We start from the raw sequence: 11,442 nt of genomic DNA, 5'->3' as shown, positions 1-11,442 counted from the left end.
GGGCCCCGTTGGGGGGGGCCCCGGCGCCGGGGGCCCCCGGGCGGGGCGCGCCCGGCGCCGGGGGGGGGGCCCGGGGCGCGCCGGACGGTCGGTCACGGGCCGCCTTCCGCCATCGGGCGGACCGAGGGCCTGGAGGAGGAGCCGGGCCCGAGCAGTCCGCCGACCAGCGAGCCGGCGCCGTCGTGGTCGCTGCCCGCCGAGCCGCTGCCGTTCTGGAGGTTGGCCGTCCGGTCGATCTCCAGCCAGGAGTCGGCGTTCGAGTTGTCCACGACCGTGATCAGCCCGCCGCCGGCCGCCGCGGGCGACGCGGCTCCCGCGAGCAGGGCGCAGGCTCCGGCCAGCCCCAGCGCGGTGGCCCGCAGGGCGGCGGCCGGCGAGGGCGGGGCGGCCCCGCGCAGCCCGGTCCTCATGCCGTCACCGCCATCAGCCCGCTGGAGCGCGAGATGTTCCGCTCCAGCAGCTCGGTGGACTCCCGTACGCCGACCTGCTCGCGCCCCCCGGCCGGGGCCGGCAGCCGCCCGTCGGCGCTCTTCAGCCCGGCCAGCGCCTCGTCCATCGCCCGGTGTGCGGCGAACAGGCACGGCGTGCTGTAGATGGCCACGTCCACCCCCAGCTCCGACAGCTCCGAGAGCGACAGCCGGGGCGACTTCCCGCCGGCGATCTGGTTGAACAGCAGGGGCTTGTCGCCGACCGCCCGGCGGATCCGGCGGATCCACTCCTCGCTGCGCACACCGTCCACCAGCACCACGTCGGCGTCGGTGGCGGCGAGCGCCCGGGCCCGGCGCAGGATGTCGTCCTCCTCGGTGGCGTCGGTGCGGGCGACCACCACCAGGTCCGTCCGGTTGGCGAGGACGAGCTCCAGCTTCTCCAGGTACTCCTCCAGCGGCAGCACCAGCTTGCCGTCCGCGTGCCCGCAGCGGCGCGGCCGCTTCTGGTCCTCCAGGATCACGCCCGACGCGCCGATCCGTTCGAGCCTGCGCACGACGTGGCAGGCCACCTCCGGATCGACGTACCCGTCGTCGATGTCGACCAGCAGGTGGTGCCGGGGGAAGGCCCCGCGCAGCCGCTCGACGAATCCCACCATGTCGGGCCAGGCGATGAAACCGATGTCGGGCAGCCCGTAGTAGGAGGCCGCGAAGCCGAAGCCGGAGACGAACATGCCGTCGTAGTGCTCGGCCGCGATGGAGGCCGAGTACATGTCGTGGACGCCGATCAGGGGCGTCGTCCCCGGGCCCGCGATCTCCGCGCGAAGCCGCTGCCCGGGGCTGTCCGATGCCGTGTTTCCGTCGTACAAGGCCTACTCCTTGCTAGGGATGACTTTGCCTGAACTTGGTGTTCATCAGACCGAACTGAGGTGTCATCACTATGCGCCCTTTAATGTTCCGTGGGCAAATCTTTAAGGGAGGTTCCCTCGTTAGAGTGAATGCAGGCGGACAATAGGAAAGCCTACGAATGTGCTGATCCGACAAATGAGCTGGCGTGTCGGCACGATGGAGGACGGCCGGGGTGACGTCACGGCCGTCGAGAAGGCGGAGAAGGCGGAGAAGGCAGAGAAGGCAGAGAAGGCGGAGAAAGCGGAGACCTGGAAAGCGTGGAAAGCAGCCGGGCCCGCCCGGTGGGGGCGGGCCCCGGTGAGGGGTCGGGTGCTCAGGCGCTCGGGACCGGAGGGACGGCGCGGCGTTCGCGCAGCGTCCGGAGCATCCGGCGGGTGGCCCTGGTCGCGACCGGGGGCAGGAGTTCGAGGGCGAGCCGGCGCGGCGTGGAGCGCTGGACCGGGGCCTTGACCTGGTAGTTGAGGCGCAGCACCTTGGCGTCGGCGATGGTGTCCTCGTCGACGGTGTATCCCTCGGCCCACCAGTCGCGCTCCTTCAGGACCGCCTGGACGGCCGCCGCGTCTCCCCAGGTGCCGTAGAACTTCATCGGGGTGAGCAGGACCGGCCGCAGTCCGCCGGTGAAGACCGCCTCCCAGACCGCGGCGGAGACGCCCGGAGTGTGCTCGGAGCGGTAGTCGTCCAGGGCGACCACGCCGTTCTCGGCGAGCGCGGCGCGGGCCACGGCGATGTCCCCGGCGACGTGCTCGTAGAGGTGGGAGGCGTCGACGTGGACGAAGCGGCAGCTGTGCGCCCGGACGCGGCCGTCGGCCAGCACCGAGGTCGGGGCCTGCACTATCTCGGGCAGTTCGCCGTGGAAGGCGAGGTAATTGGCCTCGAAGGCGCTGCGGGTGAGGGTCCTGCGGTAGGACATGTTCATCTCGGCGGCGTTCTCGGCGTCGCCCGCCTCGGAGTCGAACAGGTCGCAGACCGTCAGCCGCTCGCCCGGCCGCAGGTGGTCGCCGAGCAGGACGGCGCTGCGGCCGAGGTAGCTGCCGAGCTCCAGGACGTCGCCGGTGACGCCGGTCGCGCTCTGGGCGGACAGCAGGTGACTGAAGGCGGCCCGGTCGAGGCTGAAGAACCAGCCGGGAATGTCGTCCCGCTTCAGCGGCGCGGAGTGGACTGCGGCCTCGACCGCGGTCTCGGAATCGGGCACGGCGGCCTCCAGGGGGACGGCGGGGCGCGGTGGCGGATCACGCCCGCGGAGGGGGGACGCCGAGGACGTGAGGCGGATCATCATAGCGACGCCGGGGCCGGGGGGAACCAGGTGTGGAACGGCCTGAATTCGGATTTTCGCTCTGCCGTTCGGCAGGGGTGTGCGCCTTCGGTTTTGCTCTGGATTCGCCTGGTCGGCCTAGCGTTCCGAGGACCGCGGCTCCGTCGGTGAGTCGGGGGCTTCCGACGGCTCCGCCCCGGCCGCCCGATCCAGCTCCGTGACGGTCTCGGACAGCCAGGCCCGCTCGGCCGCCGTGGAGGCCCGGGCGACGAGCAGCATCCCGCGTCGGAAGGGGTTCGGCTCGCGCTCGGCGGTCACCGGCTGCCCCGTTCCGTCGTAGAAGAAGCTGCTCGGAGCGTCCAGGAAGGCCAGCCGGCGGCGGAGCACGGCGGCCTGCCGGGGCGGGTCGGCGAGATGGTGCAGGAACGTGGTGACGGTGAAGAAGCGGATCTGGTCGGTGATCTCGGCCTGCTCCGGGTCGGCCAGTCGGCGCAGCAGTTCGGCCCGCCCCCGCGCCGTCAGCTCCAGCGTCTGCCGCGGTGCGGCGCCGCTGCCCGGTTCGGTGCGGCGGTGCAGCAGTCCGGCCTTCTCCAGCCGGGCGATGGCGGGGTAGAGCGCGCCGTCGCTCACCGGTCGGACATGACCGGTCAGTCCGGTGATCCGGGACTTGAGCTCGTAGCCGTGAAGCGGCTGGTCGTACAGGAAGCCGAGGATCGCGAGCGTCAACACGGCTGGAGCCCTTCGGTCGGAGTGCGCCCTGCGGAGTCGTCATGTTACCTCTTGTCGATGTGCCTCGAAACGATGTATCTCTATTCGAGGCAGGTCGAGAGGGCCGCAGCCGATCGAGGGGAGCCGAGGCGGGCCAGGGCCGCGCCGGGGCGAGCCGGGGCCGGTCCGGTCACGCACGAGCACCACAGGGGAAGGGAGAAGGGCATGCGCGGCCAGTTGCGCCGACTCACGGCATTGGCGGTACCCGTCTACGCGGAGTTGCTGTCCGGGGTGATCGCCTCGGTGATCGGGGCCCTCTGGGTGGCCGGTCTCGGCGGGGCCGCGGTCGCCGCCGTCACCCTGGCCGGCACCGTCGAGAACCTGCTGCTCGGCCTGGTCCTGGTGGTCGCCTCCGGCACCAGCGTCAGGCTCTCCCACGCCCTCGGTGCGGGCGACCACGCCGAAGCCGCCCGGACCACCCGCGCGGCCTGGCGGCTCTGTGCCGCCGTCAGTGCGGCGCTCGCCGTCCCCGGCTTCCTGCTGCGCGACCGGCTGGCAGGCGCCTTCCTGGACGGCGAAGCCGCCGAACAGGCCGCCGGTTACCTCGCCGTCGCGTTCCCGGCCTTCGCGCTCTTCGTCGGCCAGCGCGTCGCCGACGAGCTGTTCAAGGGCGCGGGCGACACCCGCACCCCGATGCGGCTCGCCCTGCTCTCCAACGCGCTGCTGCTCCTCCTCGACCCCCTGCTGATCCTCGGCCCGGGGCCGCTGCCCGCCCTCGGCGTGCCGGGTGCCGCCCTGGCCCTGGTCCTCTCCCGGGCGATCGCCCTCGCCGTCACCCTGCGAGTGCGGCGAGGGCGGCGACTGCGGCAGCCGGTGCGACGCACGGATCCGCAGCCGGGGCAGCACGCGGATCCGCAGCCGGTGAGACGCGAGGAACCGCAGCCGCAGGACCCCGGCGGCACCGGGGGAGCGGGCGCGGCGGCGGTACGGATCCTGCGCGCGGGCGCACCGTTCGGTCTGGACTTCACCGCCCGGATGGCCGTCGGAACCGCCCAACTCGGCCTGGTCGCGGGCTTCGGCGTCGCGGCGGTGGCCGGCTACGGCCTCGGCTACCGCGTCCTGCTCGTCGTCACCATGGCCTTCTACGCGCTGCGCCAGGCCGCCGCGATCGAGGCGGCACGGCTGACCGGCGCGGGAGAGGGCGCCGCGCTGCACACCCTGCGCCGCGCCACCGGACGCCTCGCCGCGCTGCTCGGCGGGGTGGCGGCGGTGCTTGCCGTCACGCTCGCCGTGCCGCTGACCGCGCTCTTCACCGAGGACCGGGCGGTGGCCGCGCAGTCCGTCGGCTTCCTGCGCTCGGCGGCCCTCTACCTGCTGCCGTACGCGCTGGTGGTGGCGGTCGGCGGAGTGCACCAGGCGGCGGGCGCCGGGCGCCCGCTGGTGGTCTCCGTCCTGCTCGGTCTCGGGGCCCAACTCACCGCCTCGGCGGCCTTGTCCGGGCCGCTGGGGGTGTCGGGGGTGTGGCTCGGGCCGGCGGTGGGCGCGGCCGTGCAGCTCGCGCTGCTCGCCGCACTGACACGGTCGCGGAGTCCGCGCGGGGCCGCAGGGGGCGGATGCCAGAGTGGGGGCCATGGCACTCACCCCGGACGGGCGGCCGATCCCGCCCCCGCACGCCGATGAACGCGCAATGCTGGAGAGCTGGTTGGACTTCCAGCGGGCCACGCTCGCCCGCAAGGTCGACGGGCTCGACGACCGGCAGGCGCGGCTGGCGTCCGTCCCGCCGTCCACGATGACCCTGCTGGGGCTGGTTCAGCATGTCGCCGAGGTCGAACGCAACTGGTACCAGCGGGTGTTCGCCGGGCAGGACGTCCCGCCGGTGTACGGCGCGGACAACGGCGACGGCTACGGGCTGGACCCGGTGCGCGGGATGGCCGAGGCGCTGGTGGACTGGAGGAGGGAGATCGACCGGGGCCGGGAACTGACCGCGGACCAGCCGCTGGACGCGGCCGGCCCGCTCTCCCCGCAGGCCGCCGCGGTGATCGGCGCGGACAGCGTCTCGCTGCGCTGGATCCTGGTGCACCTGATCGAGGAGTACGCCCGCCACAACGGCCACGCCGACCTGCTCCGGGAGTGCGTCGACGGCGTCACCGGGGTCTGAACCGAACCGGGGTCTGAACCCAACCGGGGTCTGAACCGGACCGGGGTGTGACGGCAAGGGCGTTGCTCACCGCCGACCGGTGGGCTCCGCCCGCCCGCCCGACGCCGGACCGGCGGCCCGATCGGCGGCCCCACCGGCCGTCGGTCCAGCCGCCCGTCCGGGCAGCCGCGCGGCGAGCAGCGTCCCCGCGCCGGCCACCGCCGCCATGGTCAGCGCGGACGGCGCGAGCGCCGCGCCGGGGTCCGTACGGCCGGCGGCGGTGGTGGCCAGGGCGATGCCCAGGGCCGGGCCGGTGTTCAGGACGGTCTGCTGCAGGCCGCCCGCGACCCCGGCCCGGGCGGCGGACACACCCCGGACCACCATCGTGGTGGCGGTGGCCATCACCGCACCGAAGCCGGTGCCGAGCAGCGCGAAGCAGCCGCCGATCGCGAGCGTCCCGGAGCCGGTGCCGAGCCCCGCGGTGAGCAGCGCCCCCGCGGTGATCAGTGTCATCCCCGGCAGCACCACCGCCCGTTCGCCGTGACGCTTCGCCAGCCGGGCGGAACCGGGCGCCGCGAGGATCATCGCCACCGCGAGCGGCATCGCCCGCAGGGCGCTCTGCAGGGGGTCGAGCCCGAGCACGTCCTGGAGGTAGTAGACGGCCGGGAAGAGTGCGCCCTGGAGCGCGGCGGAGGCGGCGAGCAGGACGACGAGCGGCGGCGCGACGGCCGTGGAGCGGAACAGCGCGGGCGGCAGCAGGGGGTCGGCGGTCCGGCGCTCGTGCCGGACCAGGAGGAGGGCGAGGACTCCGGCCGCGGCGAGGCAGAGCAGCGGGACGACCGGCCGGCCGGTGTCCGGCAGCGTCACCAGGCTCTCCACCAGGAAGGCCAGCGCGAGTGCGAGCAGGGCCGCGCCGGGCAGGTCGAGCCCGCTGCCGTGCCCGCTGCCGTGCCCGCTGCCGTGCTGGCCGTCGTGCTCGCTGCCGTGCCCGGCGGCCGGGGACCGGGTGTCGGGCGATCCGGCCCCGGCCGGCACCGCGAGCGCCGCCAGGAGGGCGGCCGCGGCGGGCAGCAGGCCCAGCAGGAAGACCGACCGCCAGCCGAGGTGCGCGGTCAGCGCCCCGCCGACCAGCGGCCCCGCTGCCGCCGCGAGCCCGATGGCGGCGGTGCGGATGGCGATCGGACCGGCCAGGCGGTCGGCGGGCCAGGCGGCCCGGAGCATGCCCAGGGTGGCCGGCTGCAGCAGCGCGCCGGCCACGCCCTGCAGGACGCGCAGGGCGACGACCCAGCCGATGCCGGGCGCCACGGCGATCCCGAGCGAGGCGGCGGCGAAGCCGGTCACGCCGAGCGCGAAGACCCGCCGGTGCCCGTACCGGTCGCCGAGGCGGCCGGCGAAGACCAGCAGCGCGGCGACGGTGACCAGGTAGCCGGTGCCGGCCCACTGGACGGCGGCGACGGAGGCGTGCAGGTCGTGCTGGAGGGCCGGCCGGGCGACGGTCAGCGCGGTGCCGTCGACGGCGACCAGGACGGCGCCGGTGATGCTCGCGGCCAGGACGAGCCCCCGGTGGTGCCGCGGGTTCACCGCGCGGCCGGGCCGAGGTGGGCGTCCAGCGTCGCGCGCAGCAGCGGCTCGATGGAATCGTCGCCGGTGATGAGCCGCAGGCTGCCCCAGGTGCGCAGCTGGGCGAGGCCGTGCAGGTTGGACCAGAGGGCGGCGGTGGCGGCGGCCGGATCGTCGGACCGCGGGTGCACCTCGGAGACCAGGCCGACGAAGGTCAGGAAGAGCGGCAGGGTGGTGCGGCGCAGTTCGGCGCCGCTGCCCTCCAGCAGGTCGTGACGGAACATCAGCTCGAACATGCCGGGGTTGGCGGCCGCGAAGCCGAGGTAGGCGCGGGCGAGCGCGTCGAGGCGGGTGCGGGCGTCGGCGCCGGTGGTGGCGGTGAGGGCGTCGGCTCCCGCGAGGGTGTCGGTGAGCCTGCCGAAGCCCTGCTGGGCGATGGCGGCGAGCAGCTCGCGGTGGGTGGGGAAGTAGCGGCGGGGCGCGCCGTGCGAGACCCCGGCGCGGCGGGCGATCTCGCGCAGGCCGAGCGCCTGGACGCCGCCCTCGGCCACCAACTCGACGCCGGCGGCCACCAGTCGGGCCCGTAGGTCCTGTTCCTGTTCGGTCATGAAGACACTGTCTACCAGGTGCTGGTAGACAGTGTCTACTCGCGCTCGCGGGAGCGCCCCGGGCAGAATCGACCCCATGGACGAAGGCGGCGAGCCGGCCTGCTGGCCGAACCGGGGTGGCGAGCCGGCCGGACGGCCCCGGGTGGGGCGGCCCGCGGGAGGCAGGAGCCGCTACTGCTGCGGCGGCTGGTCGCGGAACTGGTTCTTGAGCTGCTCCTGGGCGGCGTCCACCTGACCGCTGTACTTGCCCTCGGTGCGCTGGTCGACGGTGTCGCCCGCCTTGTCGACGGCTTTGTCGGTCTGCTCCTCGTGGCCCTTCAGCAGGTTCTTGAGCTTATCCATCATGGACATCTGGTCACACTCCTGGATGAGACGCCCCCACCCCTCCAATATCACCGCGCGCGCCACGACCCGCATCTCGCAAGGTCTGCGTAAAGGCTTGGCAACGGGATTCCGGTCATGTCAAATCATGACCCTCATGACCTTCACGGCCCGTCGGATGGAGCTCCCTTGATGCTGCGCACCCGTCGCCCCACCTCCCCGCTCGACCGCTCCGTCCCGGAGGACCCCGCCACCTCCACAGGGGGCCCGCGAACCGCCGTCACCCGGCGTGGCGCGGGCGCCGCCCTGACCGTCGCCGCGCTGGTCGCCCCGCTGCTGCTGGCCGGCGCCGGCAGTGCCTCGGCCGACCCGGACCCGGCGCGCAAGGGCGCCAAGCTGGCCTCCCGGCTGGTCGAGGCGAGCAGTGCCCGGGACGCGCGGGCCACGCTGGCCGCGCTCCAGTTGATCGCGGACCGCAACGGCGGTACCCGGGTGGCCGGTTCGAAGGGGCACGACCAGTCCGCGCAGTACGTCTACGAGCAGGCGCGCCGGGCCGGGCTCAAGGTGTCCAAGCAGGAGTTCGTGTACACCTTCTTCGAGGCCCGCTCCGAGCGCCTCGACGTGGTCTCCCCGAAGGCCGAATCGGTGCCGGTGATCGCCATGACGTACTCGGTGGGCGGCCCGGAGGCGGGCCTGACCGCGGACCTGGCGGTCGCCCCGGTCGGCGCCACCACCGGCTGCACGCCCGCCGACTACCCGTCGGGCGCCTTCACCGGCAAGATCGCCCTGATCCGGCGCGGCGGATGCTCCTTCGCCGAGAAGCAGGCCGCCGCGGCCGCCGTCGGCGCGACCGGGGCGATCATCTACAACAACACCGAGGGCACCCTGAACGGGACGCTCAGCGAGCCGACGGCGGGGCGGATCCCGACCGGCGGGATCACCCAGGCCGCGGGCCAGGCCCTGGCCGCCCAGGCCGCCGCCGGGCCCGTCCGGGTGACCCTGGACATCCGGACCTTCATGGAGCAGCGCAAGACCTGGAACGTCATCGCCGAGACCCGCGGCGGCGACCCGGACCACACCGTGATGGTCGGCGCGCACCTCGACTCCGTGCCCGAGGGGCCGGGCATCAACGACAACGGCTCCGGCACGGCCGGCGTCCTGGAGGTCGCGAAGAACCTCAGTGTCCACCCGGTGAAGAACAAGGTCAGGTTCGCCTGGTGGTCGGCCGAGGAGTTCGGCCTCAAGGGCGCCGAGGCGTACGTGAACTCCCTCTCCGACGCGGAGAAGAAGAAGATCGGCCTCTACCTCAACTTCGACATGATCGCGTCCCCCAACTACGCGCAGTTCGTCTACAACGGCTCGGGCAGCGCCGGCGGCGACGCGGGCCCCGAGGGCTCGGCGCAGCTGGAACGGGACATCAACGGCTACCTGGACGGCCGGGGCCTGCCGCACGACCCGACCCTCTTCGACGGCCGCTCCGACTACGGTCCGTTCATCGACGCGGGCATCCCGGCCGGCGGCACCGACACCGGCGCCGAGAAGGTCAAGTCCCCGGAGCAGGCGGCCCGTTACGGCGGCACCGCCGGCGCCGCGTACGACGGGTGCTACCACAAGGCCTGCGACAACCTGGGCAACATCGACATGGGCGTCTTCGACGTCAACATCGACGTGATCGCGAACGCCGTCGGCACCTACGCCTGGGACCTCTCCTCGCTCCACCGGCCCGTCCCGGCCCAGCGCCCGGCCGCCAAGGCGGCGCCCGGTATCAGCGGCACGAGCGACGCCCACTCCGGCGGGGTGGCGGCCTGACGCCAGGGTGGGCCCGCCGCTGCTCCCGGCCGGCGGGCCCACCCGACCGCCGTACCCGACCGCTCCGTCCGAGACTGCTCCATCCGGGACCTCCCCGCCTCATCGCCCCTGGTGGCCGTGGGTGCGGTCACCGTAGCGCAGGACACTGACAATCCGGCCACGGACCGGTACGGTGCCGCGCGGAGCGCATCCGCCGAGACCCGGTGGGTGCGCCGGGTCCGGTCCTGACACCATGGGACCGAGATCACGACACGGTGACATCCTCGGAGGAGTCAGCAACATGAGCACGCACTACGACGTCGTCGTCCTCGGCGCGGGCCCCGGCGGCTACACCGCCGCCGTCCGCTCGGCCCAGCTGGGCCTGAAGGTCGCGGTCATCGAGGCCAAGTACTGGGGCGGCGTCTGCCTCAACGTCGGCTGCATCCCCTCCAAGGCCCTGCTGCGCAACGCCGAGCTCGCCCACATCTTCACCAAGGAGGCCAAGACCTTCGGCATCAAGGTCGAGGGCCAGGTGACCTTCGACTTCGGCGAGGCCTTCCGGCGCAGCCGCTCGGTGGCCGACGGCCGGGTCAAGGGCGTCCACTACCTGATGAAGAAGAACGGCATCACCGAGTACGACGGCTGGGGCACCTTCGTCGACGAGCACACCCTCCAGGTCGCGCTGAGCGGCGGCGGCTTCGAGGTCGTCACCTTCGACCACTGCGTCATCGCCGCCGGTGCCACCACCCGCCTGCTGCCCGGCACCAGCCTGAGCGACCGCGTGGTCACCTACGAGGAGCAGATCCTCACCGAGCAGCTGCCGGAGAGCATCATCATCGCGGGCGCCGGCGCGATCGGGGTCGAGTTCGCCTACGTGCTCCACAACTACGGCGTGAAGGTCACCATCGTCGAGTTCCTGGACCGCGTGGTGCCGCTGGAGGACGTCGAGGTCTCCACCGAACTCGCCAAGCAGTACCGCAAGCTGGGCATCGAGGTGCTGACCTCCACCCGGGTCGAGTCGATCGACGACAGCGACCCGAACGCCAAGGTCCGGGTCACCGTCACCAAGGACGGGCAGCAGCAGGTGCTGGAGGCCGACAAGGTGCTCCAGGCGATCGGCTTCGCGCCGCGGGTCAACGGCTACGGCCTGGAGAACACCGGGGTCAAGCTCACCGACCGCAACGCCATCGCAGTGGACGGCCGCGGCCGCACCAGCGTCGAGCACATCTTCGCGATCGGCGACGTGACCGCCAAGCTGATGCTCGCGCACGCCGCCGAGACGATGGCCGTGATCGCCGCCGAGACCATCGGCGGGGCGGAGACCATGGAGGTCGACTTCGTCATGATCCCGCGCGCCACCTACTGCCAGCCGCAGATCGCCTCCTTCGGGTACACCGAGGCCCAGGCACGCGAGCTGGGCCACGACGTCAAGGTCGCCAAGTTCCCGTTCACCGCCAACGGCAAGGCGCACGGCCTCGGCCACCCGATCGGCTTCGTCAAGGTCATCAGCGACAACACGCACGGCGAGCTGCTCGGTGCCCACCTGATCGGCCCCGAGGTCACCGAGCTGCTGCCGGAGCTGACGCTGGCCCAGCAGTGGGACCTGACCGTCCACGAGGTCGCCCGCAACGTGCACGCCCACCCGACCCTGGGCGAGGCCGTCAAGGAGGCCATCCACGGCCTGGCCGGCCACATGATCAACATGTGACGACCGGCCCTCGGCCGCGCCGCGCC

11 protein-coding genes are annotated in these 11,442 nt (G+C 73.4%); 4 read left to right on the top strand and 7 right to left on the bottom strand.

The annotated features are described in order from the left end of the window. Positions 1–92: 92 nt before the first annotated feature. From ACWGKU_RS30360 to ACWGKU_RS30345, 4 genes are all read right to left on the bottom strand, one after another. Positions 93–410, bottom strand: coding sequence for a hypothetical protein (locus ACWGKU_RS30360; RefSeq protein ID WP_380351491.1), 318 nt, complete (start codon positions 408–410; stop codon positions 93–95). Then, positions 407–1,294: an isocitrate lyase/PEP mutase family protein gene (locus ACWGKU_RS30355; protein ID WP_452180123.1), complete on the bottom strand. Its 888-nt coding sequence runs from the start codon at positions 1,292–1,294 to the stop codon at positions 407–409. The genes ACWGKU_RS30360 and ACWGKU_RS30355 overlap by 4 nt, the downstream gene beginning before the upstream one ends. A gap of 353 nt (positions 1,295–1,647) precedes the next feature. After that, positions 1,648–2,526: a class I SAM-dependent methyltransferase gene (locus ACWGKU_RS30350; protein ID WP_452180122.1), complete on the bottom strand. Its 879-nt coding sequence runs from the start codon at positions 2,524–2,526 to the stop codon at positions 1,648–1,650. A 198-nt stretch (positions 2,527–2,724) separates the two neighbouring features. Beyond that, positions 2,725–3,315 (bottom strand): PadR family transcriptional regulator, encoded by a 591-nt coding sequence (locus tag ACWGKU_RS30345; RefSeq protein WP_380540958.1) that lies wholly within the window; start codon positions 3,313–3,315, stop codon positions 2,725–2,727. 204 nt (positions 3,316–3,519) lie between these two features. On the opposite strand from ACWGKU_RS30345, the gene ACWGKU_RS30340 reads away from it, so the two are divergent. Both ACWGKU_RS30340 and ACWGKU_RS30335 read left to right on the top strand, forming a co-directional pair. Further along, complete coding sequence (locus ACWGKU_RS30340; RefSeq protein ID WP_452180121.1) at positions 3,520–4,974, top strand: MATE family efflux transporter; 1,455 nt, start codon at positions 3,520–3,522, stop codon at positions 4,972–4,974. Next, entirely contained in the window at positions 4,925–5,452 is a 528-nt protein-coding gene (locus ACWGKU_RS30335; protein ID WP_452180120.1) for a DinB family protein, read from the top strand. The genes ACWGKU_RS30340 and ACWGKU_RS30335 overlap by 50 nt, the downstream gene beginning before the upstream one ends. A 66-nt stretch (positions 5,453–5,518) precedes the next feature. Here ACWGKU_RS30335 and ACWGKU_RS30330 read toward each other — a convergent pair whose 3' ends face one another. The 3 genes from ACWGKU_RS30330 to ACWGKU_RS30320 all read right to left on the bottom strand — a co-directional run bounded on the left by ACWGKU_RS30330 (position 5,519) and on the right by ACWGKU_RS30320 (position 7,950). Continuing rightward, positions 5,519–7,012, bottom strand: a complete 1,494-nt coding sequence (locus ACWGKU_RS30330) for an MFS transporter (RefSeq protein WP_452180119.1) — start codon at positions 7,010–7,012, stop codon at positions 5,519–5,521. Then, the gene (locus ACWGKU_RS30325) at positions 7,009–7,599 is read right to left on the bottom strand and encodes a TetR/AcrR family transcriptional regulator (protein WP_359903224.1); all 591 of its coding nucleotides are present in this window, start codon (positions 7,597–7,599) and stop codon (positions 7,009–7,011) included. The genes ACWGKU_RS30330 and ACWGKU_RS30325 overlap by 4 nt, the downstream gene beginning before the upstream one ends. A gap of 171 nt (positions 7,600–7,770) precedes the next feature. Continuing rightward, positions 7,771–7,950, bottom strand: coding sequence for an antitoxin (locus ACWGKU_RS30320; protein ID WP_401050048.1), 180 nt, complete (start codon positions 7,948–7,950; stop codon positions 7,771–7,773). 162 nt (positions 7,951–8,112) lie between these two features. Between ACWGKU_RS30320 and ACWGKU_RS30315 the strand changes: the two genes are divergently transcribed. Further along, on the top strand, positions 8,113–9,729 hold the full coding sequence (locus ACWGKU_RS30315; RefSeq protein WP_452180118.1) for a M28 family peptidase: 1,617 nt from the start codon (positions 8,113–8,115) through the stop codon (positions 9,727–9,729). Positions 9,730–10,009: 280 nt separating this feature from the next. Next, positions 10,010–11,416, top strand: a complete 1,407-nt coding sequence (lpdA, locus tag ACWGKU_RS30310; protein ID WP_387733705.1) for a dihydrolipoyl dehydrogenase — start codon at positions 10,010–10,012, stop codon at positions 11,414–11,416. Positions 11,417–11,442: the final 26 nt, after the last annotated feature.

It is taken from the genome of Kitasatospora sp. NPDC054768 (genome assembly GCF_053612025.1).
Note: the sequence above shows the minus strand (reverse complement) of the source record. Positions and strands in the feature narration are given on the sequence as shown.